Genomic DNA, 25564 nt, shown 5'->3' on the forward strand with positions numbered 1-25564 from the left:
CCTGAGCGGCTTGCGGGTAGTTTTAGCTATTGATCAGCAAGAGTATCAGGGCGCGCCAGGCGCACCCTTGACCCTTGTCGGCATCACTTGAAACGGTGGATGTTCGACAGTTGCTTGTTTACATTGACGTTTCTGCGGTACAGAAGCGCCATTTTGCCGATAACCTGTACCAATTCCGCTTTGCCGCTTTTGCACAGTTCTGCAACGGCTGCCAGGCGAGATTCGCGATCCAGGATGTTGACTTTGATTTTAATCAACTCGTGATCGCCCAATGCGCGTTCGAGTTCGGCTAAAACACCTTCAGTCAAACCATTGTCAGCCACAGTCAATACTGGTTTCAGATGGTGGCCAATGGATTTGTACTGTTTCTTCTGCTCTTGAGTGAGCGGCATAATCTGACCCCTGTGTCTGATCTTGTAAAAAGCGGCGGCCAGTTTACCCGAGCGAGTCCCAGACCGCCCAGTTAATCACGACCCGTTTAAATTTTTTGAGGTGGCCCGTGGCCCGTTCCAAAACTAGCCTGAATTGGCTGAAAGAACATTTCAACGATCCATACGTCAAGATGGCGCAGAAAGATGGGTATCGCTCGCGTGCCAGTTACAAATTGCTGGAGATTCAGGAGCGTGATCGTCTGATCCGCCCGGGCATGACTGTAATTGACTTGGGCGCTGCTCCCGGTGGTTGGTCGCAGGTGACCAGTCGTCTGATTGGCGGGCAGGGTCGTTTGATCGCATCTGACATCCTGGAAATGGACAGCATTCCTGACGTGACCTTCATTCAGGGGGATTTTACTCAGGATGACGTTTTGGCTCAGATCCTTGAGGCGGTCGGAAATACACAGGTAGACCTTGTGATTTCCGATATGGCCCCCAATATGAGTGGGTTAGCAGCTGTCGATATGCCGCGTGCAATGTTCTTGTGCGAATTAGCGCTGGATCTTGCCGGTCGCGTCCTACGTCCGGGTGGTGATTTCCTGATCAAGGTTTTCCAGGGCGAAGGCTTCGATCAGTACCACAAAGACATTCGTAAGCTGTTTGACAAGGTGCAGATGCGCAAGCCTTCTTCGTCTCGCGACAGGTCCCGTGAACAGTATTTGCTGGGCCGGGGCTTCCGCGGTATTGATGGTTCTGCCAGTGATGAGCGTCTCTGACCAGGGCGATAGTTTTTTTTGTATCGCTTTACAGATCTGGCATAACGAATATTGTGTAGTCAAAGTTTCACAAAGGGTTACAGACGGAGCCTGCAAGGGTTGTAGGCAATGTAGTAAGTTATGCCGGTGAATATCATGCGAAGCACGCTTTCAGTAGCGGAGCTTGCTTCAGAGGGTAGCTAATTGAACGATATGGCAAAGAATCTGATCCTGTGGTTGATCATCGCGGCGGTCCTTGTGACCGTGATGAACAACTTCTCGAGTCCCAACGAGCCGCAAACCCTCAACTATTCCGACTTCATCCAGCAAGTTAAGGATGGCAAAGTCGAGCGCGTAGCGGTTGATGGCTACGTGATCACCGGCAAACGCAGTGATGGCGATACGTTCAAAACCATTCGTCCGGCGATTCAGGACAACGGTTTGATCGGCGATCTGGTGGATAACCACGTCACCGTTGAAGGCAAACTGCCTGAGCAACAAAGCATCTGGACCCAGTTGCTAGTTGCAAGCTTCCCGATTCTGGTGATTATTGCGGTCTTCATGTTCTTCATGCGCCAGATGCAGGGCGGTGCCGGTGGTAAAGGCGGCCCGATGAGCTTTGGCAAGAGCAAGGCGCGTCTGCTGTCAGAAGATCAGGTCAAGACGACCCTGGCTGACGTAGCGGGCTGTGACGAAGCCAAGGAAGAAGTGGGCGAGCTGGTTGAGTTCTTGCGGGATCCGGGCAAGTTCCAGCGCCTGGGTGGTCGCATTCCACGCGGCGTGCTGATGGTTGGCCCGCCAGGTACCGGTAAAACCCTGATCGCCAAGGCGATTGCGGGTGAAGCCAAGGTGCCGTTCTTCACGATTTCCGGTTCCGACTTTGTGGAAATGTTCGTGGGCGTCGGTGCAAGCCGTGTTCGTGACATGTTTGAACAAGCCAAGAAACACGCCCCTTGCATCATCTTTATCGATGAAATCGATGCTGTCGGCCGTCACCGTGGTAACGGTATGGGCGGCGGTCATGATGAGCGCGAGCAGACCCTTAACCAGTTGTTGGTTGAGATGGATGGCTTTGAGATGAACGATGGCATCATTGTGATTGCCGCCACCAACCGTCCTGATGTGCTTGACCCTGCGCTGCTGCGTCCGGGTCGTTTTGACCGTCAGGTCGTGGTTGGCTTGCCGGACATTCGTGGTCGCGAGCAAATCCTCAAGGTACACATGCGTAAAGTGCCCATGGGTGATGACGTCCAGCCGGGCGTTATTGCACGCGGTACTCCGGGCTTCTCCGGTGCCGACCTGGCTAACCTGGTGAACGAAGCTTCCCTGTTCGCAGCACGTACCGGTAAGCGTGTTGTTGAAATGAAAGAGTTCGAGCTGGCCAAGGACAAGATCATGATGGGCGCCGAGCGCAAATCGATGGTCATGTCGGATAAAGAAAAACGCAACACGGCTTATCACGAAGCGGGTCACGCAATTGTTGGTCGCGTAGTGCCTGAGCACGATCCGGTCTACAAGGTGTCGATCATTCCTCGCGGCCGAGCCTTGGGCGTGACTATGTTCTTGCCTGAAGAGGATCGTTACAGCCTGTCCAAACGTGCGTTGATCAGTCAGATCTGTTCGCTGTATGGCGGCCGTATTGCTGAAGAAATGACCTTGGGCTTTGACGGCGTTACCACGGGTGCGTCCAACGACATCATGCGAGCGAGCCAGATTGCCCGCAACATGGTGACCAAGTGGGGCTTGTCCGAGAAGCTCGGCCCGCTGATGTATGCCGAAGACGAAGAGTCTTATCTTGGGCGTGGCGGTGGTCAGGGGGCAAATGTTTCAGGTGAGACGGCCAAGCTGATCGACTCTGAGGTGCGCAGCATCATTGACCAGTGCTACGGCACGGCTAAGCAGATACTGACCGACAACCGTGACAAGCTTGAAGCTATGGCGGATGCCCTGATGAAGTACGAAACGATCGATGCTGATCAGATCGACGACATCATGGCGGGTCGCCCTCCGCGCGAACCGCGTGATTGGGGTGATGGTTCAGGAACGCCGACAGCGCCGAGTCTGGACAAGACCGATCGCCCGGAAACACCTATCGGCGGCCCGGCAGCTGATCACTAAGGCTTGAAATGACTTCTGTTCAGTCCTCAACCCGGTTGCCTTGCGGCAACCGGGTTCTTGATTTTTCCCGCACGCATGTGATGGGTATTCTCAATGTAACCCCTGACTCGTTCTCTGATGGCGGTCGCTTTGCGCGCCTCGATGAAGCGTTGCGCCATGCGCAGGCGATGGTCGAGGCGGGAGCTACGTTGATTGATGTCGGTGGTGAGTCAACCCGGCCCGGCGCGCGCCACGTGAGTGCGCAAGAAGAGTTGGAGCGGGTTGCGCCGATAGTCGAGCGTATCAATCGTGAACTTGATGTCATCATTTCGGTCGATACCTCAACCCCCATTGTTATGACGGAGTCGGCCCGTTTAGGCGCTGGCCTGATCAACGATGTGCGTTCACTTCGCCGTGAAGGTGCCTTGCAGGCTGCTGCGGCGACGGGTTTGCCCGTTTGTCTGATGCATATGTCGGGCGAGCCTGGCGATATGCAGGATGACCCGCAGTATCAGGATGTGTTGGCTGAGGTACGTGCGTTTCTCGTGGATCGAATGCGGATGTGTGCAGCGCAAGGCATAGCGCCTGAGCGCATTATTCTCGACCCCGGTTTTGGCTTTGCTAAAACCTTGCAGCATAATTTGAGTTTGTTTAAGCATATGGACGCCTTGCATCTGTTAGGGCGGCCATTGCTCGTGGGTGTTTCGCGAAAAAGCATGATCGGGCAGGCTTTGAACCGGCCTGTGACTGAGCGATTGCCTGGCAGTCTGGCGCTGGCGGCACTGGCTGTGACCAAAGGTGCGCATATCTTGCGTGTTCACGATGTTGCCGAGACAGTTGATGTAGTACGGATGATTGCCGCGGTAGAGTCCGCCGACTAAGCATGATGGAGCACTTATGACGAAGAAGTATTTTGGCACCGACGGTATTCGCGGTCGGGTCGGCGTTTACCCAATCACCCCTGACTTTATGCTCAAGTTGGGCTGGGCTGCGGGAATGGCGTTTCGCAGCATGGGTGCTTGCCGGATATTGGTGGGTAAGGACACGCGCATCTCTGGCTACATGTTTGAATCTGCACTTGAGGCCGGGTTATCTGCGGCGGGCGCAGATGTGATGTTGCTGGGGCCTATGCCGACGCCAGCTATTGCGTACCTCACGCGTACGTTCCACGCCGAGGCTGGCATTGTGATCAGTGCTTCGCACAATCCTCATGACGATAATGGGATCAAGTTTTTTTCGGGGGAGGGCACCAAACTCCCTGATGAAGTTGAGCTGATGATTGAGGAGTTGCTGGAGGCGCCGATGACGGTGGTCGATTCCGGCAAGTTGGGTAAGGTGTCGCGCATCAACGATGCTTCCGGCCGCTATATCGAATTTTGCAAAAGCAGCGTTCCTACGAGCACCAACTTCAATGGTCTCAAGATCGTTATCGACTGCGCACACGGCGCCACTTACAAGGTTGCGCCGAGTGTGTTCAAGGAGCTGGGCGCCGAAGTTACAGTGCTTTCAGCTCAGCCTAATGGGTTGAACATCAACGAGAACTGCGGCTCGACCCATATGGGGCAGTTGCAGGCTGCGGTATTGGCGGAACATGCGGACCTGGGTATTGCCTTTGATGGCGATGGTGATCGGGTGCTGATGGTCGATCACACTGGCGCGATTGTTGATGGTGATGAGTTGCTGTTCATCATCGCGCGCGACCTGCACGAGCGCGGCAAATTGCAAGGCGGTGTGGTCGGTACACTAATGAGCAATCTCGGGCTTGAGTTGGCGTTGGCCGACTTGGGTATTGCGTTCGTGCGCGCCAATGTAGGCGACCGTTACGTCATCGCAGCCTTGCAAGAGCGTGACTGGCAAGTTGGCGGCGAAAACTCCGGTCATATTGTGTGTTTCCAGCACACCACCACAGGCGATGCCATCATTGCGGCACTTCAAGTGCTGCTTTCGTTGCGTCGACGTGAAGAGAGCCTGGCTCAGTCGCGTCAGGCGCTGCGCAAGTGTCCTCAAGTCCTGCTCAATGTGCGTTTTTCAGGGGGTGTTAACCCTGTTGAGCATCCGGCCATTAAAGAGGCTTGTGCGCGTGTGACCGAAGCTATGCAGGGCCGTGGTCGCGTGCTTTTGCGCAAGTCAGGGACTGAGCCGCTCGTGCGTGTCATGGTCGAAGGTGATGACGAAGTCATGGTTCGTGGCTATGCACAAGAACTGGCAAAACTGGTAAGTGAAGTTTGTGCCTGAATTCGGCTTGCCAGCGCGGATGTGGTTGGGTAACATCTGCGCCCACTTTGACCGACGAGGTAAAGCATGCGTCGCATGATGGTAGCTGGTAACTGGAAGATGCACGGTACCCGCGCCAGCGTCGCTAAGCTGATCGACGGTCTGCGTGGTCTGGCCTTGCCAAGCGATGTTGATGTTGCAGTATTTCCGCCGGATTTGTTCATTGATCGCGTGATCAATGGCCTTGAAGGTACGGCGATTTCGGTCGGTGCTCAGGATGCTGCAGTGGAGTCGGTGCAGGGTGCTCTGACAGGTGAGGTTTCGCCTTATCAGTTGGTAGATGCAGGCTGCAAATTGGTGTTGGTTGGGCATTCCGAGCGTCGCCTGATTTTGGGTGAGCAGGACGAAACGCTCAATCGCAAGTTTGCGGCGGCTCAGGCTGCGGGCCTGATGCCAGTGTTGTGTATAGGGGAGACCCTGGAGCAGCGCGAGGCGGGGCAAACGCTAGAAGTTGTAAAGGCTCAGCTGGATGCGGTCATTAATGCATTTGGTATTGATGCTTTTGCAAAGGCGGTGATTGCATATGAGCCAGTCTGGGCAATCGGAACTGGGCTTACAGCTTCTCCGCAGCAAGCGCAAGATGTGCATGCGGCCATTCGCGCACAGCTGGCGCAGCAGAATTCTGAAGTGGCACAAGGTGTGCGGCTTCTATACGGCGGCAGCGTGAAGGCGGCCAATGCGGTCGAACTGTTCAGCATGCCGGATATCGATGGGGGGCTCATTGGTGGGGCTTCCCTGAATGCAGATGAGTTCGGTGCGATCTGTCGCGCCGCGGGAAACTGAGAAAATGCTGGAAACAGTCGTAGTCGTTTTTCATCTGTTGGGTGCATTGGGCGTAATTGCTCTGGTATTGCTGCAACAGGGTAAAGGTGCGGATGCTGGAGCATCTTTCGGAGCAGGTGCTTCAAATACTGTGTTCGGAAGCCAAGGTTCCTCTACCTTTCTTAGTAAGTTTACTGCTATACTTGCCGCAGGTTTTTTCATAACCAGCTTGGGGTTAGGTTACTTTGCTAAAGAGAAGGCTCAAGAGCTGACTCAAGTAGGTTTGCCAGATCCAGCGGTGTTGGAAGTTCCAGTGCAAAAACCGGCTTCAGATGATGTGCCGGTGCTTCAAGAGCAAAAGTCGGCTACTCCAGCGACTGACGTGCCTCCAGCTCAAGAGCAAAAGTAAAACGGGTTTCATGATGTAACGTAGTATTGCCGAGGTGGTGGAATTGGTAGACACGCAACCTTGAGGTGGTTGTGCCCATAGGGTGTAGGGGTTCGAGTCCCCTTCTCGGTACCAATTATCAGGAATGCCCGCAATAGCGGGCTTTCTTGTATGTGGAAGGTTGGATTGACCCTGAAAAGGATCGACCGTATACTTCCGCTCCAGCTTTGTCGCGGGATGGAGCAGTCTGGTAGCTCGTCGGGCTCATAACCCGAAGGTCGTCGGTTCAAATCCGGCTCCCGCAACCAGTTTTAGCGGAGCCCCTAATTCAGGGGCTTTTTGTTAACTGGAGACTTTATAGCGTCGGTATTCAACGACGTTTCAGAGATGGGCGCTTCGCCCATTTTTTCATTTTGCACAGCATGCACAAACATGCACTAGGGGGTTCAGGTGTCGAGCAAGCTAGAACAGTTGCAGGACTTGTTGGCCCCGGTGGTCGTGGCCCTTGGCTATGAATGCTGGGGTATTGAATTTTCGGCTCAAGGCCGCCATTCAATGTTGCGTGTGTATATCGACAAGGAAGGCGGCGTATTGGTGGACGATTGTGCCATCGTGAGTCGCCAGGTAAGTGGCGTGCTGGATGTTGAAGATCCTATCGCGGCTGAATATACCCTTGAGGTTTCCTCTCCTGGCATGGAGCGCCCGCTGTTCACTCTTGAACAGTTTGCCCAGTATGTCGGTGAGCAAGTGAAGATCAAGCTGCGCTCCCCATTTGAAGGGCGACGCAACTTTCAGGGCCTTCTGCGCGGCGTAGAGGAGCAGGACATCGTGGTGCAAGTGGACGACCATGAGTTCTTGTTGCCGATCGATATGATCGACAAGGCCAACATTATTCCCAGTTTTGACTGAGACGCGGATCCCGCGGATCCAATGGCTTGCGAAAGGCGAGGCGTACGATGAGCAAAGAAGTACTGCTGGTTGTTGAGTCGGTGTCCAATGAAAAGGGCGTACCGGCAAACGTTATTTTTGAAGCGCTGGAGCTGGCTCTGGCCACCGCGACTAAAAAGCGTTTTGAAGACGAAGTCGAACTGCGTGTGGAAATCAATCGCCACACCGGTAACTATGAGACTTTCCGTCGCTGGACTGTGGTCGAAGACGAAGATCTGGATGATCCAGCATACGAGTTGGCTGTAGACCAGGCCCAGGCGAAACAGCCAGGCGCTGTAGCTGGCGATATTATCGAAGAGAAAATCGATTCTATCGAATTCGGTCGGATTGCTGCACAAACGGCCAAACAGGTCATTGTGCAAAAGGTCCGCGAAGCCGAGCGCGCTCAAGTCGTTGATGCCTATCGCGAGCGTCTGGGCGAGATTATTTCAGGTACCGTTAAGAAAGTTACACGTGACAACGTGATCGTTGATCTGGGTAATAACGCAGAAGCGTTGTTGGCTCGTGAAGACATCATTGCGCGTGAGACTTTCCGCGTGGGTGTACGTCTGCGTGCACTGCTGAAAGAAATTCGCACTGAGAACCGCGGTCCACAGCTGATTCTGTCGCGTACTGCGCCTGAGATGCTGATCGAATTGTTCCGTATTGAAGTGCCTGAAATTTCTGAGGGCCTGATCGAAGTGATGGCGGCCTCCCGCGATCCAGGATCACGCGCTAAAATAGCCGTTCGCTCTAAAGACAAACGCATCGATCCGCAAGGTGCTTGCATTGGTATGCGCGGTTCGCGCGTTCAGGCAGTATCGGGCGAGTTGGGCGGAGAGCGAGTGGATATCGTCCTTTGGGATGACAACCCGGCGCAGTTTGTGATCAACGCAATGTCGCCAGCAGAAGTGGCGGCAATTATCGTCGACGAAGATGCCCATGCAATGGACATCGCCGTTGGCGCAGACAATCTGGCCCAGGCGATTGGTCGCGGCGGTCAGAACGTACGTTTGGCCAGCCAGTTGACCGGCTGGACCTTGAACGTGATGACCGAATCGGACATCCAGGCTAAGCAGCAAGCAGAAACCGGCGATATCCTGCGCAACTTCATCGAAGAGCTGGAAGTTGATGAAGACCTGGCGCAGGTTCTGGTAGATGAAGGCTTTACTAGCCTGGAAGAGATTGCCTACGTACCGGTGGAGGAAATGCTCAACATCGATGGCTTTGACGAAGATACCGTCAACGAGCTTCGCGCTCGGGCCAAGGATCGACTGTTGACTAAAGCCATCGCTACTGAGGAAAAGCTGGCAGACGCCCATCCGGCCGAAGACCTGCTCTCGCTTGAGGGTATGGACAAGGATTTGGCGATGGAACTGGCGGTGCGCGGCGTAATTACCCGCGAAGACCTGGCCGAGCAGTCTATTGACGACCTGCTCGACATCGACGGCATTGACGATGATCGTGCCGGCAAGTTGATCATGGCCGCCCGAGCCCATTGGTTCGAGTAATTAGGCGCGGCCTGAGGAGAGAAATGCATGACGCAAGTCACGGTGAAACAACTGGCCGATGAGGTCAAAACACCGGTTGAGCGCCTGTTGCAGCAGATGCGTGAGGCAGGTCTGCCGCACAACGCCGCCGAGCAGAATGTGACCGACAGTGAGAAGCAAGCTCTGCTGACTCACTTGAAAAGCAGCCACAAGGCTAAAGTGGAAGAACCGCGCAAGATCACTTTGCAGCGTAAAACCACCAGTACCCTGCGTGTTGCTGGCAGCAAAAGCATTAGCGTTGAAGTACGCAAGAAGAAAGTCTTCGTACAGCAAAGCCCGGAAGAAATTGAAGCCGAGCGCAAACGTGAGATGGATGAACGTCGTGCAGTAGAAAATGCCGCACGTCAAAAGGCTGAAGAAGAGTCCAAGCGTCGCGCCGAAGAAGACGCGCGCCGTCAGCCTGCATCTACTCCTGCTGCTGCTCCAGCTGTTGCCGCGCCTGCACCTGTGCAAGCCGCAGCTCCAGCCGCACCGGCTCCAGCAGTTGATGCACGCAAGCGTGACGAACAGCGTCGCCCGGACAAGCCACGTGCTGACGATAACAATCGTCGCGGTAGTGGTGACGGCGATCGCAAAAACGCTCCGCATCGTGCCTCGGTTAAAGAAAAAGCACCGACTCCACGTGTTGCTCCGCGTACTTCCGACGAAGAAAGCGACAGCTTCCGTCGCGGTGGTCGTGGCAAGGGCAAGCTGAAGAAGCGCAACGCACACGGTTTCCAGAGCCCAACCGGCCCTGTAGTACGTGATGTACAGATTGGCGAAACCATCACTGTTGGCGATTTGGCTGCACAGATGTCGGTCAAGGCTGCCGAAGTTATCAAGTTCATGTTCAAGCTGGGTACTCCAGCGACTATCAACCAGGTACTTGATCAGGAAACTGCTCAACTGGTTGCTGAAGAACTGGGCCACAAAGTAACTCTGGTCAGCGACAACGCCCTGGAAGATTCCCTGGCCGAGTCCCTGAAGTTTGAAGGCGAGTCGTTCTCCCGTGCACCGGTTGTGACCGTAATGGGCCACGTTGACCACGGTAAAACGTCCCTGCTCGACTACATTCGTCGTGCCAAGGTAGCGGCGGGTGAAGCGGGTGGTATTACTCAGCACATCGGTGCGTACCACGTCGAAACCGAACGCGGCATGGTCACTTTCCTCGATACCCCGGGTCACGCTGCGTTTACCGCAATGCGTGCACGTGGTGCCAAGGCGACTGACATCGTGATTCTGGTTGTGGCTGCAGACGACGGCGTAATGCCGCAAACCATCGAAGCTGTTCAGCATGCGAAAGCAGCTGGCGTACCGCTGGTTGTTGCAGTGAACAAAATCGACAAGCCTGGTGCTGATCTCGATCGCATCCGCAGCGAACTGTCCGTTCACGGCGTGACCTCGGAAGAGTGGGGTGGTGACACTCCGTTTGTTTCGGTCTCGGCGAAAATGGGTACCGGCGTTGACGATTTGCTCGAAGCCGTATTGCTGCAAGCTGAAGTTCTGGAACTCAAGGCAACTCCATCGGCTCCTGGCCGTGGCGTAGTGGTTGAGTCCCGTCTGGACAAAGGCCGTGGTCCGGTTGCAACTGTTCTGGTTCAGGACGGTACACTGCGCCAGGGCGACATGGTTCTGGTCGGTTCCAACTACGGCCGTATCCGCGCCATGCTCGATGAGAACGGCAAGCCTATCAAGGAAGCCGGTCCATCCATCCCTGTCGAGATTCTCGGCCTGGACGGTACGCCAGACGCTGGCGACGAGATGAGCGTGATGACTGACGAGAAGAAGGCGCGTGAAGTTGCCCTGTTCCGTCAAGGCAAGTTCCGCGAAGTGAAACTGGCGCGTGCTCACGCAGGCAAGCTGGAAAACATCTTCGAGAACATGGGCCAGGAAGAGAAGAAGACGCTTAATATCGTCCTCAAATCTGACGTTCGTGGTTCGTTGGAAGCTTTGCAGGGCGCTCTGAGCGGCCTGGGTAACGATGAAGTGCAAGTGCGCGTAGTAGGCGGCGGCGTCGGTGGTATCACCGAAAGCGACGCTAACCTGGCACTCGCCTCCAACGCTGTATTGTTCGGCTTTAACGTGCGTGCTGATGCTGGCGCTCGCAAAATTGTCGAGCAAGAAGGTCTGGACATGCGTTATTACAACGTCATCTACGACATCATCGAAGACGTCAAGAAGGCCCTCACCGGCATGCTTGGCAGCGACGTCCGGGAAAATATCCTGGGTATCGCCGAAGTTCGCGACGTATTCCGTTCGCCGAAGTTTGGTGCGATCGCAGGTTGCATGGTGCTTGAAGGTGTTGTCCACCGTAACCGTCCAATCCGCGTACTGCGTGAAGATATCGTTATCTTCGAAGGCGAGCTGGAATCCTTGCGCCGCTTCAAGGATGACGCTGCCGAAGTACGTGCCGGCATGGAATGCGGTATCGGCGTCAAGAGCTACAACGACGTTAAAGTCGGTGACAAGATCGAAGTGTTCGAGAAGGTCCAGGTTGCTCGCAGCCTCTAAATCGCGAGCTTCAAGAGCCAGGACGAAAAGCGGCATGCCAATGCCAGCGGCTCGTCCCGGACTCTAAACGCAACGCCCGGTCCGGCTCCTGCCTGGCCGGGCGTTTGCCGCTTTCAGAACACATGGGTTTCCCATGGGTGAGTAACAGGTAACAAGACATGGCAAAAGAATACAGCCGTACCCAACGTATCGGCGATCAGATGCAGCGTGAGCTGGCACAACTGATCCGTCGTGAAGTCAAAGACCCGCGCGTAGGCCTGGTCACTATTACTGCTGTTGAAGTCAGCCGTGACGTTGGTCACGCCAAAATCTTCATCACTGTGATGGGCCAGGACAACGCTGAAGATATCGCTCAAACGATCAAGGTTCTGAACTCGGCTGCCGGTTTCTTGCGCATGCAACTTGCACGCGAAATGAAGCTGCGTAGCGTTCCACAGCTGCACTTCCACTACGACGAAAGCGTTGTCCGTGGCGCGCACCTGTCTGCTTTGATCGAGCGTGCGGTGGCTGAAGACAATCAGCACCCTGATGCGACGGCTCCTGAAGACACCAAGGAGTAACCGGTGGCTCAGGTCAAGCGTATCCGTCGTAACGTCAGCGGTATCATCCTGCTCGACAAACCGCTTGGGTTCACCTCCAACGCGGCCTTGCAGAAAGTCCGCTGGCTGCTCAATGCCGAAAAGGCCGGGCACACAGGTAGCCTCGATCCTTTGGCCAGCGGCGTATTGCCGTTGTGCTTTGGCGAAGCCACCAAGTTTTCGCAATACCTGCTCGATTCCGACAAGGGTTATGAAACCTTGATGCAATTGGGTAAGACCACCACCACTGCGGATGCGGAAGGCGATGTTTTGCTGACCCGCCCCGTAACCGTTGGTCGCTCCGATATCGAAGCTGTTTTACCCAAGTTTCGTGGGCAAATCAGTCAGATACCGCCGATGTACTCTGCCCTCAAGCGCGATGGTCAGCCGCTTTACAAGCTGGCCCGTGCAGGCGAAGTGGTGGAGCGTGAACCGCGTTCTGTTACTATTACCCGCCTCGAATTACTGGCCAGCGAAGGCGACACCGCGCGTCTGGCTGTCGACTGCACCAAAGGCACCTATATCCGCACCCTCGTGGAAGATATCGGTGAGCAATTGGGGTGCGGGGCTTATGTTGCAGAGTTGCGCCGCACGCATGCCGGACCTTTCAGTCTGGCCCAGACGGTGACGCTGGAAGAGTTGGAAGCTGTGCATGCAGAAGGTGGCAATGAAGCTGTTGACCGCTTCCTGATGCCCTCCGACAGCGGCTTGCTGGATTGGCCATTGCTGCACTTTTCGGAAGCCAGCGCGTTCTACTGGCTCAACGGCCAGCCGGTACGTGCTCCCGATGCACCCAAGTTCGGCATGGTGCGGGTACAAGATCACAACGGTCGCTTTATCGGTATCGGTGAAGTGAGCGAAGACGGGCGCATAGCGCCGCGTCGACTGATTCGGTCAGAATGACCGGAGCAGGACGGGCCGGGATTTCATTGTTGCGGGCCGTACTGAAACGAGGGTGGCTGTTATTAGGCACGGTCACATCTCATTTTTAAATACGAGGATTTGTCCTCGGCCTATTGGATCTGTCTTGCTCGCAAGCAGAGCCCCTTTATGAAAGGAAATGCCTCATGGCACTGACAATCGAACACAAAGCAGAAATCGTAAAAGACTACCAGCAAGCGCCAGGTGATACAGGTTCTCCAGAAGTGCAAGTTGCACTGCTGACCTTCAACATCAACACCTTGCAGGGTCACTTCAAAGAAAACAAAAAGGACCACCACTCCCGTCGTGGTCTGATCCGTATGGTAAACCAGCGTCGTAAGCTGCTGGACTACCTCAAAGGCAAGAACGTTGAGCGTTACAAAGCGCTGATCGCTCGCCTGGGTCTGCGTCGCTAATAGCGATGTTGCTAGAGGCTGGTTGTCTGTTGTGTGTCTGTGGGGTTCCTACAGGCTTGCGGCAGGCTTCCAGCCTCAAGTTTTATCTGGACTAGCCGGATCTTTACGAAAGCTTGCCCTGCTGGCCGTTTTCGTAAGCATCTTGAGTCGGGCCAATGCCCGACATTGCCCAAGCATTTCGCAAGAAACCCGTTCCCCAAGAGCCACAAAGAGAAGGTAGGACACCGTGAACCCGGTTATCAAAAAATTCCAGTTCGGTCAGTCGACCGTAACCCTCGAGACAGGCCGTATCGCCCGTCAAGCTTCCGGCGCTGTATTGGTCACTGTTGACGATGACGTCAGCGTATTGGTGACTGTCGTCGGCTCCAAGCAAGCTGATCCAGGCAAGGGCTTTTTCCCTCTGTCGGTTCACTACCAGGAAAAAACCTACGCCGCGGGTAAAATCCCGGGCGGTTTCTTCAAGCGTGAAGGTCGTCCTTCCGAGAAAGAAACCCTGACTTCGCGACTGATCGACCGTCCGATCCGTCCGCTGTTCCCTGAAGGCTTCATGAACGAAGTGCAGGTTGTCTGCACCGTGCTGTCCACCAGCAAGAAAACCGATCCGGACGTCGCTGCGATGATCGGTACTTCGGCTGCGCTGGCTATCTCCGGTATCCCTTTCGATGGTCCAATCGGCGCCGCTCGCGTTGCTTACCACGAAAGCACTGGCTACTTGCTGAACCCGACTTACGAGCAACTGGCTGCTTCTAGCCTGGACATGGTTGTTGCCGGTACGTCCGAAGCCGTATTGATGGTTGAATCGGAAGCTAAAGAGCTGACCGAAGACCAAATGTTGGGCGCCGTACTGTTCGCCCACGACGAATTCCAGGTTGTTATCCAGGCTGTTAAAGAGCTGGCTGCCGAAGCTGCAAAACCAACGTGGGACTGGGCTGCTGCCCCAGAAGCTACCGTACTGTTGGGCGCTATCCGTGCCGAATTCGGCGAAGCGATCTCCCAGGCTTACACCATCACCGTCAAGGCTGATCGTTACGCGCGTCTGGGCGAGCTGAAAGACCAGGTGGTTGCCAAGTTGTCCGGTGAAGAAGGCCAGCCTTCTGCCAGCGAAGTGAAAGCGGCGTTCGGCGAAATCGAATACCGCACCGTTCGCGAAAACATCGTTAACGGCAAGCCGCGTATCGATGGTCGTGACACCAAAACTGTTCGCCCTTTGAACATTGAAGTTGGCGTTCTGCCTAAAACCCACGGTTCGGCTCTGTTCACCCGTGGCGAAACTCAGGCTCTGGTTGTTGCAACTCTGGGTACTGCCCGTGATGCACAGCTGCTGGACACCCTGGAAGGCGAGAAAAAAGACCCGTTCATGCTGCACTACAACTTCCCTCCGTTCTCGGTAGGTGAGTGTGGTCGTATGGGTGGCGCAGGTCGTCGCGAAATCGGTCACGGCCGTCTGGCGCGTCGTTCGGTTCAGGCCATGCTGCCTGCTGCCGACGTGTTCCCGTACACCATCCGTGTCGTATCGGAAATCACTGAGTCCAACGGTTCCAGCTCGATGGCATCGGTGTGCGGTGCTTCCCTGGCATTGATGGACGCTGGCGTGCCGATGAAGGCACCGGTTGCCGGTATCGCGATGGGTCTGGTTAAAGAGGGCGAGAAGTTCGCCGTTCTGACCGACATCCTGGGTGACGAAGACCACCTGGGTGACATGGACTTCAAAGTAGCGGGTACCGCGAAAGGTGTTACTGCGCTGCAGATGGACATCAAGATCAAAGGCATCACCGAAGAAATCATGGAGATCGCACTGGGCCAGGCCCTGGACGCTCGCCTGAACATCTTGGGTCAGATGAACCAGATCATTGCTGTCTCGCGTAACGAGTTGTCGGCTAATGCACCGACGATGATCGCGATGAAAATCGACACCGACAAAATCCGTGATGTTATCGGTAAAGGTGGCGCGACTATCCGTGCAATCTGTGAAGAAACCAAAGCTTCGATCGACATCGAAGACGACGGTTCGATCAAGATCTTCGGCGAAACCAAAGAAGCAGCAGAAGCGGCGCGCCAGCGCGTTCTGGGTATCACCGCTGAAGCTGAAATCGGCAAAATCTACATCGGTAAGGTTGAGCGTATCGTCGACTTCGGCGCATTCGTTAACATCCTGCCAGGTAAAGACGGCCTGGTTCACATCTCCATGCTGAGCGATGCTCGCGTTGAGAAAGTGACTGACATTCTGAAAGAAGGTCAGGAAGTGGAAGTGTTGGTGCTGGACGTGGACAACCGCGGCCGCATCAAACTGTCCATCAAGGACGTCGCAGCAGCCAAGGCTTCGGAAGCTTAATCGCCTCTAAAACCTGTGTTTAAAAAAGGATCCTTCGGGATCCTTTTTTTATGTGTGAAGAAAAGATCGGCAACATCACGGGCCAAAGGCCATGACGAAAATACCGCAACTTGCATGTAGCTGGCAGGGCAAGTCATGCAATCTGCACGAGCAAGAAAAAATCGAGTTCTTCTAAGTATCTGTTTTATAAGGGTTTATTGTTTTTATAAAGTTGGCACAAGCCCTGCAATATTACAGATAACCCTGCTGCCAGATGACGGCGCAGATTCTAAAGAAGACAGGAGTTACTCGTATGAAGAAGTTCGCTATCGCTGCTGCAACTGCCACCGCGCTGACCCTGACCATGGCCAATGCCGCATTTGCTGCTCAGTCGACTACCCAAGCCCCAATGGTCGTCGCTGCTGGCGAAATGACTAAAGCTAAAGAAGCTACTTCTGATACTTGGATCACGACCAAAGTTAAATCTGACCTGCTGACCGAAAAAGGCATTCCAGGTACTGACATCAAAGTAGAAACCAACAAAGGTGTTGTTTCTCTGTCCTCCACTGTTGCAGTGACTGAGGCACAGAAAACCACCGCAGTGAACATTGCCAAGAAAGTTAAAGGCGTGAAAGCCGTTGCTGCTGATGGTCTGAAAGCTGAGTAATAACCCTTTCTCGTAGAACCGGGGGAAAGCCGGATCAGGTGCTTGAAGCTGCGCACCTGAAGCTTTCGAAATAGGTTCATGCGACGGCCACACGGATGTGGCCATTACAGCCCTCGGCGCTTGCGTCGGGGGCTGTTCTATTTGGGCGAAGGATGGGCGTTCCAAATTCAATAGTGGCGGTCGAGGCATAAGGCTGCGATCTGGCGCGAACCGGGCCTCGTTGAATGGTACGACGGCGGCTCTGTTGCGGATCAGCGTCTTGTATTTCTCGTAGGCTCCTACGGATTATGTTTGTACGCATTGTCGCAGCTGTCGAGGCTTGAAGCTGCGGCGTACTTCGTAGGTCGAAAGGGAAAGGAGATTGCGCTGGCTGCACAACCTCACGTCGCACGTGAGCGCTGGGACGTTTTTACTCAGTGGCTACACCGGTGAAGAGCAGGCTTGCTGCGAGCGGCATCTGACCACCGCAGTATTTCAATCGCGAGCAAGCACGCTCCTGTATATCTTCACCGCCGCTTAATTACTCACTGTCCAGGTGCAACGGTGAAATCACCCGGCCATCACTTTCAGCTTCGCCCAAGGTTGCGTCCACAAAGTACACGCGCTCATCTGCCAATTGGCCTTTGTCCACCAAGAAGTCCTTGATGCTACTGGCGCGGTCTTGCCCTAGTTGGCGCAACAGCACTTCGCTTTTGCTCCAGAATTCGATCAATGCGTCACTCATCTTTTTCGCACGTTCGTCACGGCTCAATTTAGCCCACTCAGCTGGCGGTTGCTGTTTCAGGCGGGTGCGGTAGATACCTTCAAGCAATGGGCCTTTTTCATCATCCGGCACTTTCAGTAATGAAGCCTGTGCTGGCACTTTGTCGCCTCGGCGTTGCAGGATTTTGTAGTAGTTGTATTGGTATTCGCGTTCCAGGCGTTCTTGTGCAATGAGCGGGCCGTCGCTGCTTTGTGCGGCGGTGCCTTCGATTTCAAGGCGCAGTGCCGGGCGTTCTTTGAGCGCCGCGGCCAATGTGGTCAGCGCTTTTTGCGCGTCAGGGCTCAGCTCGCTTGAACCAGGTGCGAAGGCCACGGTACCCAGGTCTTCAGCGCCACCGCCGCTGATCAGCCCGCCAATGAACTTGAAGGGGGCCTGAGCGGCGCGCAGCACTAGGTTGCGCAGAGTTTGCCAAACAATTGGCATCACGCTGAATTGCGGGTTGTTCAAATCGCCCGTGACGGGCAGCTCGATGGAGATTTTGCCGTCGGTGTCCTTGAGCAAAGCAATCGCGAGTTTGATCGGCAGATCCACGGCATCCGGGCTGTCGACCTTTTCGCCCAGTTGCAATTGCTCGACCACCAGTTTGTTCTCGGCCTTGAGCTGCCCCTTGGTGATCAAGTAGTGCAGGTCCAGATTCAGGCGACCCTTGCGGATGCGGTAGCCCGCAAATTTGCCCGAGTAAGGCGTCAGGGTTGTCAGCTCGACGCGCTTGAAACTGGTGGCAATATCCAGGCTGGCCATGGGGTCGAAAGGGTTGACGCTGCCTTTGATCGTCACGGGTGCATACCGGTCGACTTTACCTGCGATGTTGACGCTCGCCGGTTTGGCTTGTCGGCTGTCGATGGTGCCGATCTGTCCGTTGAGTTGCTGAATGGCAGTGGCGAAGTTGGGCGTGAGGCTGAAGTCTGCGAAGTTGGCCGACCCGTCATTGATCGCGATGCCTCCCACATGAATGCCCAATGGTTTTTCTTTGCTGGTGGCGGGTTTGGTCTCCTTTTTGGCGCCTGTGTCGGCGGGTTGCGGGATCAGCAGGTCATCAATGTTAGTGGTGCGATCATCGTTGATCATGAAGCGCACGTACGGTTGCGCCAGGTTGACTTTGGCAATCGACAGGCTGTCACCGTGCTGATAATTCAAGTTCTCCAGTACCACACGTTGCCACTTGAGAAAATCGCGGTTTTTGAGGGTGTCGAGTGTGTGCAGTTGGTCGACCTGTGCCTTGCCCTCCACGCTGAAAGCGAGTGGCTCGACGCTTTTCAGGTTGACTGCCAGATCGCTGCCCAGCATACCGCTGCGCAGTTCCAGGCGAATAAAGGGGTCGATGTAAGCCTGCGCCACGCGCAGGTCGATGTCTTGGGTGGTGACGTTGAGCTTGGCACTGATCGGGCTTAGATTGATCTCGCCGCTGGCAGTGAGCTTGCCTTGCTTGCCAATCCCGGTGTCGAGTTTCAGGTTGAAAGGTGACTGATTGAGGCTGTCGAAGTTTTTCAGGTCCAGGTTCAACGGGCCAATGTCCAGCGCGACCGGGGTTTTTGGTTCTTTATCTGCCAGATGCACGCGGTAATCGCGTAGCTGCACATCCTTGAGCAATACTTGCCACGGTTTGCTGGGGGCGACAGGTGCCGGTTTTGGGGCTTCAACGGTGACTGGCCCATCGGCTTTGGATGAGGTTTTGGTCGGTTGGCCGGCAAACAATTTTTGCCAGTCAAGTTGGCCGTCAGCTTCGCGCGTGGCCCAAGTCTCAAGATTTTTGCTGTTGATTTTACCGACCACCACTTGCTGCTTGGCCAGGTCTACGCGGGTATCACTGACGTCCAGGCGCTCAAGCCGCGCCAGCGGCCGACCGTCCGGTGCATTGATTTTGAACGGGGCGATACTGGCCGAGGCGTTGCTCAAGACCATTTCGGTTTCTTTGGACAGATTCAGTGTGTAGTCGGTCCTGAAGTTCAGCACCCCGTCTTCCAGTACCAGCGGCAGGGCGTCTCGCACATAGGGCCACCAGACTTTCATCTTGCCGTCAGTCACTTTGAGCGTGCCTTCGGATGCAATGGGCACCAGGCTCAAGGTGCCGGTCCAGTCAATGCGGCCGCCTTCTGGCCCGGCCGCCACTAAGGTCATGTCAGCGTTGTCATCGGGCAGCGTGCTGAGGTTTTTAAGTTCCAGATCCATTGAGTCATACAAAAACTCGATCGGCTCGCTTGGGCGCAAGTCAGCAAAATGCAGGTAGCCGCCCGCCAGCCCGATGCGGTCGATACGCAGGGGGAAGGGGTTGCTGTCAGGTGTCTGGGGCGCAGGTTCGCTGGCAGGTAACGTGAACAATTGGGTCAGGTTCAGCGTGCCGTCCTTGCTGAACAACAGCTGCGTCTTGGGTTTGTCCAGTTGCACGTCTGCCAGGTGCAAGGCTTTTGTCCACAGGCTGTCGGCTTGCACGTTGGTGTACAGGCGCTCGAAGCCTACTTGCTCCTTGCCCGGCTCACCGACCTTGAACCCCCACAGTGTCAGCTCCAGACTGAACGGGTTGAACTCCAGTCGGTCGAGCCTGGCGGGCACGGTGGCGTAGTTGGCCAACTGCTGGTTGATGATGCGTAAGCCAATGCCGGGCAGGATCAAAAAACCCAGCAAGCTATAAAGTGCGAGGGCAGTCAGCACGGCGCCAATGGCGCGAATCAATCCTTTGGGCATGTGAGGCGTCGTCTATAGCAGTCGGGAGTGCCTTGGAGTATGGCACGCGATTCTGGTTCCGAGACGATCGCCTTATTTTTAGTAGGACTTTTTGCGTGCGAGATTAGGCGCTTAGAACTGTAGGATCAGCGTCTTTAGTGGCGGCTGCTGGTCCATTGACGGAAAGTCGCTGGCCGGATTAAGCACTTGCCAGTCCCGGACAGGGCGGCCGGCTTTCTCAGCACAGCGCAGGACTTGCTCGCGCCAGTCGTCCATGCTGACTTTCGCCAGATTATTGCAACAGATCAGCACGCCATCCGGCGCGGTGGCCAATACCGCGGGTTTGAGCAGGCTTTGATAGTCGCGCAACAGGTCTACCGTGCCGAACGCACTCTTGGCCCACGCGGGAGGGTCCAGCAGCACCAGGTCGTATTCACGCTGATCCATGCGCGGGTAAGCGGGCAGCTTGTGGCGACGCTGGATAATCGGCAATCCCGCCAGTTGGCGAATGGCAGCGAAATAGTCCGATTGCACAAACTTCATCGTGGGCAATTCGGGATTTAGCAGCCCGTTTTCGCGTCCGACCGCCAAGTTGCCTTCAGCAAAGTCCAGATTGCACACCTCGCTTGCGCCGCCTGCCGCAGCGCTTAAGCCAACGCCACAGGTGTAGGCGAACAAGTTAAGCACGCGCTTGCCGGCGCTGTGCTGTTTGACCCAGCCGCGCGCGTTGCGCAGGTCGAGAAACAGCAGAGGGTCTTGCCCCGCGTGACGGCCGCGCACACGGTACTTCAGGCCCCATTCGTGGCCGATCATGTCTGCCAATGCGGCGTCTTCGGCGCGGTAGACGGTGTCTTCGCGATCAATACGTGAATTGCCCTGAGAGCGGTCGTTGTAGACCAGCAGCAGTTCCAGGCCCAAGTGCCGATTGATCGCTTCATGCAATTGCAGCAAATCATCGCGCTCAAGGCGCTGGTGAAAGCTTTGCACCAGCAGTTGCGGGCCGTAGCGGTCGATAGTCAGACCGCCAGCGCCTTCCTGGCTGCCGTGGAACAGGCGATAACAGTCAGTGCTTTGAGCGTGCAGCTCGGCCAGCAAGTCGTGACGGTTATCGAGGGCGGCGCGCAGCGCCTGATTCAAGGAAGACATGCGTTGCGCCTTGGGGGACAGATAGGGCGCGCGAGTTTAACAGAATCGCGTGAAGGTTTAGGGGTGCGCACAGCCTCATCGGGCTGGCTACGCTGTTCGTATAGACGCTATCGAGGCGTAAAAGGATGGACTGTTGGTGTGTGTAACAGTTGCCGGAGGCGACGTCCGAGGGCGAAGCCGTCGACCTGCCTTAGAAAACGGTATTGCGGGTACATCGCGCACATGGAATTTACGACGGTTTTGCCGCCGGACGCAGCCTCGCATCACCCGTCAGCGCTACGGGCTATACATGTGCGAGGCTTTACGCCCTGAGGTGGCCGTTATTCGCGTTCGAGCGCCAGAGCTACACCCTGTCCACCGCCGATGCACAAAGTGGCGAGGCCTTTTTTAGCGTCACGCTTGAGCATTTCGTGGAGCAGGGTGACCAGAATCCTACAGCCCGACGCGCCAATCGGATGACCAATGGCAATTGCCCCCCCGTTGACGTTGACCTTGTTCGCGTCCCAATCCAGCGCTTTGCCGACCGACAAGGCTTGCGCCGCGAAGGCTTCGTTGGCCTCGATCAGGTCCAGTTGCGCCAGCGTCCAGCCTGCTTTAGTCAGGCAGCGTTGAGTCGCGCTCACGGGACCAATGCCCATGATGGCCGGGTCTACACCGGCGTTGGCGTAGGCCGCGATTTTAGCCAGTACCGGTAAACCCAGCTCACGGGCTTTGGTCGCACTCATCAGCATGACGGCGGCTGCACCATCATTGAGTGAGGAGGCATTACCTGCTGTGACAGATCCGTCTTTTTTGAACGCAGGTTTAAGCTTGGCCAGCGATTCGGCCGTCGTGCCCGCGCGCGGTTGTTCGTCTGTGGCAAACGCGATCGGATCACCTTTGCGTTGCGGGATCAAAATCGGCGTGATTTCGTCCACAAAACGCCCGGTCTCAATGGCTTCGATGGCTTTGCGCTGCGAGGCGGCGGCAAAGGCATCCTGGTCTTCGCGACTGATGCCGTACTTATCCACAAGGTTCTCTGCGGTGATGCCCATGTGGTAATCATTGAATGCATCCCACAGGCCATCGCTGATCATGGTGTCGACGATTTGGCTATGGCCCATGCGCAGGCCGGTTCGGGCGCCGGGCACGATGTAGTTGGACAGGCTCATGTTTTCCTGGCCGCCTGCGATGATCACGTCAGCGTCGCCACAACGGATGGCCTGGGCAGCCAAATGCAGCGCTTTGAGCCCGGAGCCGCAGACTTTGTTGAGCGTCATTGCTGGCACGGCAAATGGCAGGCCGGCCTTGATGGCTGCCTGGCGTGCCGGGTTTTGACCTGCACCCGCGGTGAGGACTTGCCCCATGATGACTTCATCGACCTGTGCACCCTCCAGACCGGTTTTTTCGAGCAGTTGGCGAATGACCGCGGCGCCCAAGTCGACAGCGGGTACATGGGCCAGTGAGCCTTGAAAGCTGCCGACGGCAGTGCGGGTAGCGGCAACGATGACAACGTCTTGCATAGCGGGAGTCCTGATTATTATTGGAGAGGCCGCGTCAGACGCAGCGGTAGGAATCAAGCGCCATGGTGGCATACAAACAGCGGCATCGTCTCGTCACGGCTGGCGCACAGAGATGAGCGTCCTTGTGTGATGGCATGGCGGTTACCCACCGTGCCGGCCCATGCGTCGCTGCGCCCTTTGCACCGAGCCATTGCGCACTGCCCAGCGCAGAACCGGCGCGGTGCTGTTGACTGTGGCGCGGATCAGCGTGCGTGTCGGCGGACGTTGATGAAGCCCCAACTGATCACTGGCCCAGTCGGGCAGCAAGTCGATGCCGGCTTGCATCATCAACGCGGCAAATGGTTTGGCCAGCAAACTGGGGGCCGGGGCGTTGAGCAACAGGCGAATCACTTCATGGCTGCGCTCATCACACAGCAACTGCGGGCGTATGGCTTGCAGGTAGTCTGCGATGTGCTGGCGTGAGCGGGGCACGTCTGTAGCGCCCAGGCGTTCAGCGACCACGGCAATTTCGTCGTAGTAACGGTCTTGATCGGCTGGGGACAAATCCGGATTGCGATAGCGTAAATGAGCGGCAAGGAAATTACTGACTTCCGCCACATGCACCCACGTCAGTAATTGCGGGTCACTGGCAGCATAGGGACGGCCGTCAAGTCCGGTGCCGGTCACTTGCAGGTGAATGCGGCGTACTTTGTCGATCAGCCAGTCGGCATCGCCTGAGGAGCCAAAAGTGGTGCCAGAGATGAACTGGCCAGTGCGACGCAATCGCCCCAGCATGTCGAGTCTGAAATTGGAGTGATCCCACACCCCGGCCAGTGCCAGAGGATGCAAGGCTTGCAGCATCAGGGCGCTGATGCCGCCGATCAGCATGCTGGTGAAATCACCGTGTACTTGCCAGCTGATGGAGTCGGGGCCGAACAGGCCGGGGTCGCCCTTGGGGTTTTCGAGGTCGAGCTGGCCGAGCGAAAGGCCGGTCAGACTCATGATTTGGCGTTCGATGGGGCGGCGGATAAATTCCATGGCGTCTCGGTGCCGCCAGCCAGTCGTGAAGACTGGCTGGCGCTCAATCAACCGCGATGGCGACCGCGGAAGTAGTTGATCAGGCCTTGCGTTGACGCATCATCGGCAGGCTCTTCGAGGCTGCCGGTGAGGCGATAGTAAACGCCTTTGCCCAGTTCTTTGCCCAACTCTACGCCCCACTGGTCGAAGGCGTTGATGCCCCAGATCACGCTTTGCACGAACACTTTGTGCTCATACAGCGCCACCAGCGCGCCAAGGCGACGCGGGCTGATGCGTTCAACCACCAAGGTGTTGCTCGGACGGTTGCCCGGAATCACTTTATGCGGCGCGAGCTTTTGCACGGCGTCTTCGGGCATGCCCTGTTCGCGCAATTCGGCTTCGGCTTCGGCGCGGGTTTTGCCCAGCATCAGGGCCTGGCTTTGCGACAGGCAGTTGGCATAGAGCCACTGATGGTGGTCGGCGACCGGGTTGAAGCTGACAATCGGCACGATAAAATCGGCCGGAATCAATTGGGTGCCTTGGTGCAGCAACTGGTGATACGCATGCTGGCCATTGCAGCCCACGCCCCCCCAAATCACCGGGCCGGTGTCGGTGGACACGGGGGTGCCGTCCTGACGCACGCTTTTGCCGTTGGATTCCATGTCCAGCTGCTGCAAGTGTTTGGTGATGTTGCGCAGGTAGTGGTCGTACGGCAGGATCGCGTGGCTTTGCGCACCCCAGAAGTTGCCGTACCAAACGCCAAGCGCTGCCATCAACACCGGCATGTTCTGTTCGAACGGGGCGGTCTGGAAGTGTTGGTCCATGCTGTAGGCGCCGGACAACAGTTCTTTGAAGTTGGACATGCCGATCGCCAGGGCAATTGGCAAGCCGATGGCCGACCACAGCGAATAACGCCCACCCACCCAGTCCCACATCGGGAAGATGTTTTCTTCGCGAATACCAAACGCGACCGCTGCCTCGTTGTTGCTCGACACGGCGATGAAGTGGCGATGCAGTTCAGCTTCCGAACCGCCTTGCGCCAAGTACCACGCGCGGGACGCTTGGGCATTTTTGAGGGTTTCGAGGGTGTTGAACGATTTCGACGACACGATGAACAGCGTGGTTTCGGCGCGCAGCTTGTGCGACAGCTCGTGGAATTCACTGCCGTCGATGTTCGCCAGGTAATGACAGCGAACGCCTTTTTGCGCGTAGGACAACAGCGCTTCGGACACCAGCTCTGGGCCAAGGAACGAGCCGCCGATGCCAATGTTCACGATGTCGGTAATCGGTTTGTCGGTGTAACCGCGCCACAGGCCTTCGTGAATGCGACCGACCAGCTCGGTCATCTTGTTCAGGACTTTGTGCACCTCGGGCATGATGTCCGCACCGTTGACCGACAGCTTGTCGGCAACTGGGCGGCGCAGCGCGGTGTGCAAGGCCGGACGGCCTTCGGAGGCATTGACGATCTCCCCCGAGAATAACGATTTGATCGCGCCCTGAAGATCGACTTCGTTGGCCAGATCGACCAGCAACGAACGGGTTTGGTCAGTGATCAGGTTTTTTGAATAGTCCAAAAACAGCCCGCAGCTGCTCAGGGTGAAATCTTCAAAACGTTTTGGGTTGCTGTTAAACGCATCGCGCATGCTGAAGTTTTGCATGCTGGCGCGGTGTTGCTTCAACGCTTGCCAAGCGGGCAGAGCGGTAACGTCGTGAGGAGTGCGGTAGTACGCCATCGCTGCGGATATCCTTTTTTGCTTGAACTGCCTGTTGGACACTGAAAACCCCGAAACCTCCTGATTAACCTCGGGAGGCATCGGTTGACCTGCAAATGCACATCGGACACAAGCAGGGCGATCACATTAACCCTAGTGCCTGCATCTGTCTTGGCTTTGTCTGACGCCGGGCTGTAACTTTTGTCACGACCGTGTGACGCCCGGTGAATCGTTTCAGTGTTTCTTTATCGGGTGCGGCTGACGCGCCAGCTAT

The 25564-nt window shown here is 56.0% G+C and carries 20 protein-coding genes and 2 tRNA genes; 16 read left to right on the top strand and 6 right to left on the bottom strand.

What is annotated here, in order from left to right:
* Positions 1 to 83 precede the first annotated feature (83 nt).
* Positions 84 to 392: a ribosome assembly RNA-binding protein YhbY gene (gene yhbY / locus ACP7A4_RS21070; RefSeq protein ID WP_048402595.1), complete on the bottom strand. Its 309-nt coding sequence runs from the start codon at positions 390 to 392 to the stop codon at positions 84 to 86.
* A gap of 107 nt (positions 393 to 499) precedes the next feature.
* On the opposite strand from yhbY, the gene rlmE reads away from it, so the two are divergent.
* The 16 genes from rlmE to ACP7A4_RS21150 all read left to right on the top strand — a co-directional run bounded on the left by rlmE (position 500) and on the right by ACP7A4_RS21150 (position 16510).
* Positions 500 to 1150 carry a 23S rRNA (uridine(2552)-2'-O)-methyltransferase RlmE gene (gene rlmE, locus ACP7A4_RS21075; protein ID WP_048366000.1) on the top strand — a complete coding sequence of 217 codons (651 nt, stop codon included), beginning with the start codon at positions 500 to 502 and terminating at the stop codon, positions 1148 to 1150.
* Positions 1151 to 1342: 192 nt separating this feature from the next.
* On the top strand, positions 1343 to 3247 hold the full coding sequence (gene ftsH, locus ACP7A4_RS21080; protein ID WP_059762579.1) for an ATP-dependent zinc metalloprotease FtsH: 1905 nt from the start codon (positions 1343 to 1345) through the stop codon (positions 3245 to 3247).
* A gap of 8 nt (positions 3248 to 3255) precedes the next feature.
* Positions 3256 to 4107: a dihydropteroate synthase gene (gene folP / locus ACP7A4_RS21085; protein ID WP_059762577.1), complete on the top strand. Its 852-nt coding sequence runs from the start codon at positions 3256 to 3258 to the stop codon at positions 4105 to 4107.
* A 16-nt stretch (positions 4108 to 4123) separates the two neighbouring features.
* The gene (gene glmM / locus ACP7A4_RS21090) at positions 4124 to 5461 is read left to right on the top strand and encodes a phosphoglucosamine mutase (protein ID WP_048366003.1); all 1338 of its coding nucleotides are present in this window, start codon (positions 4124 to 4126) and stop codon (positions 5459 to 5461) included.
* 66 nt (positions 5462 to 5527) lie between these two features.
* The gene (tpiA, locus tag ACP7A4_RS21095; RefSeq protein WP_426248145.1) at positions 5528 to 6283 is read left to right on the top strand and encodes a triose-phosphate isomerase; all 756 of its coding nucleotides are present in this window, start codon (positions 5528 to 5530) and stop codon (positions 6281 to 6283) included.
* Between the two features lie 4 nt (positions 6284 to 6287).
* Entirely contained in the window at positions 6288 to 6671 is a 384-nt protein-coding gene (gene secG, locus ACP7A4_RS21100; RefSeq protein WP_059762572.1) for a preprotein translocase subunit SecG, read from the top strand.
* A gap of 28 nt (positions 6672 to 6699) precedes the next feature.
* Positions 6700 to 6785, top strand: a tRNA-Leu gene (locus ACP7A4_RS21105).
* A gap of 96 nt (positions 6786 to 6881) precedes the next feature.
* Positions 6882 to 6958, top strand: a tRNA-Met gene (locus tag ACP7A4_RS21110).
* Between the two features lie 142 nt (positions 6959 to 7100).
* Complete coding sequence (gene rimP, locus ACP7A4_RS21115) at positions 7101 to 7559, top strand: ribosome maturation factor RimP (protein WP_048366006.1); 459 nt, start codon at positions 7101 to 7103, stop codon at positions 7557 to 7559.
* Positions 7560 to 7606: 47 nt separating this feature from the next.
* Entirely contained in the window at positions 7607 to 9088 is a 1482-nt protein-coding gene (nusA, locus tag ACP7A4_RS21120) for a transcription termination factor NusA (protein WP_059762570.1), read from the top strand.
* A 27-nt stretch (positions 9089 to 9115) separates the two neighbouring features.
* Positions 9116 to 11617 (top strand): translation initiation factor IF-2, encoded by a 2502-nt coding sequence (gene infB, locus ACP7A4_RS21125; protein WP_059762567.1) that lies wholly within the window; start codon positions 9116 to 9118, stop codon positions 11615 to 11617.
* A 158-nt stretch (positions 11618 to 11775) separates the two neighbouring features.
* Complete coding sequence (gene rbfA / locus ACP7A4_RS21130) at positions 11776 to 12177, top strand: 30S ribosome-binding factor RbfA (RefSeq protein ID WP_047277524.1); 402 nt, start codon at positions 11776 to 11778, stop codon at positions 12175 to 12177.
* 3 nt (positions 12178 to 12180) lie between these two features.
* Positions 12181 to 13098 (top strand): tRNA pseudouridine(55) synthase TruB, encoded by a 918-nt coding sequence (truB, locus tag ACP7A4_RS21135; RefSeq protein ID WP_048366009.1) that lies wholly within the window; start codon positions 12181 to 12183, stop codon positions 13096 to 13098.
* A 164-nt stretch (positions 13099 to 13262) separates the two neighbouring features.
* Positions 13263 to 13532 (top strand): 30S ribosomal protein S15, encoded by a 270-nt coding sequence (gene rpsO, locus ACP7A4_RS21140; protein ID WP_048366010.1) that lies wholly within the window; start codon positions 13263 to 13265, stop codon positions 13530 to 13532.
* Positions 13533 to 13758: 226 nt separating this feature from the next.
* The gene (gene pnp / locus ACP7A4_RS21145; protein WP_426248146.1) at positions 13759 to 15864 is read left to right on the top strand and encodes a polyribonucleotide nucleotidyltransferase; all 2106 of its coding nucleotides are present in this window, start codon (positions 13759 to 13761) and stop codon (positions 15862 to 15864) included.
* A gap of 292 nt (positions 15865 to 16156) precedes the next feature.
* The gene (locus ACP7A4_RS21150) at positions 16157 to 16510 is read left to right on the top strand and encodes a BON domain-containing protein (RefSeq protein WP_426248147.1); all 354 of its coding nucleotides are present in this window, start codon (positions 16157 to 16159) and stop codon (positions 16508 to 16510) included.
* Between the two features lie 520 nt (positions 16511 to 17030).
* On the opposite strand, the gene ACP7A4_RS21155 is transcribed toward ACP7A4_RS21150, so the two are convergent.
* From ACP7A4_RS21155 to pgi, 5 genes are all read right to left on the bottom strand, one after another.
* Positions 17031 to 19955: a DUF748 domain-containing protein gene (locus ACP7A4_RS21155; RefSeq protein ID WP_426248148.1), complete on the bottom strand. Its 2925-nt coding sequence runs from the start codon at positions 19953 to 19955 to the stop codon at positions 17031 to 17033.
* A 111-nt stretch (positions 19956 to 20066) separates the two neighbouring features.
* Positions 20067 to 21080: a class I SAM-dependent rRNA methyltransferase gene (locus tag ACP7A4_RS21160; protein WP_059762561.1), complete on the bottom strand. Its 1014-nt coding sequence runs from the start codon at positions 21078 to 21080 to the stop codon at positions 20067 to 20069.
* A 320-nt stretch (positions 21081 to 21400) separates the two neighbouring features.
* Positions 21401 to 22582: an acetyl-CoA C-acetyltransferase gene (locus ACP7A4_RS21165; RefSeq protein WP_059762559.1), complete on the bottom strand. Its 1182-nt coding sequence runs from the start codon at positions 22580 to 22582 to the stop codon at positions 21401 to 21403.
* Positions 22583 to 22723: 141 nt separating this feature from the next.
* Complete coding sequence (locus ACP7A4_RS21170; protein WP_203303600.1) at positions 22724 to 23599, bottom strand: oxygenase MpaB family protein; 876 nt, start codon at positions 23597 to 23599, stop codon at positions 22724 to 22726.
* A gap of 47 nt (positions 23600 to 23646) precedes the next feature.
* Positions 23647 to 25311 (bottom strand): glucose-6-phosphate isomerase, encoded by a 1665-nt coding sequence (pgi, locus tag ACP7A4_RS21175; protein ID WP_059762554.1) that lies wholly within the window; start codon positions 25309 to 25311, stop codon positions 23647 to 23649.
* Positions 25312 to 25564 lie beyond the last annotated feature (253 nt).

It is taken from the genome of Pseudomonas sp. TWR3-1-1, from assembly GCF_049896545.1.
In the GTDB taxonomy this organism is placed as follows: domain Bacteria; phylum Pseudomonadota; class Gammaproteobacteria; order Pseudomonadales; family Pseudomonadaceae; genus Aquipseudomonas; species Aquipseudomonas weihenstephanensis.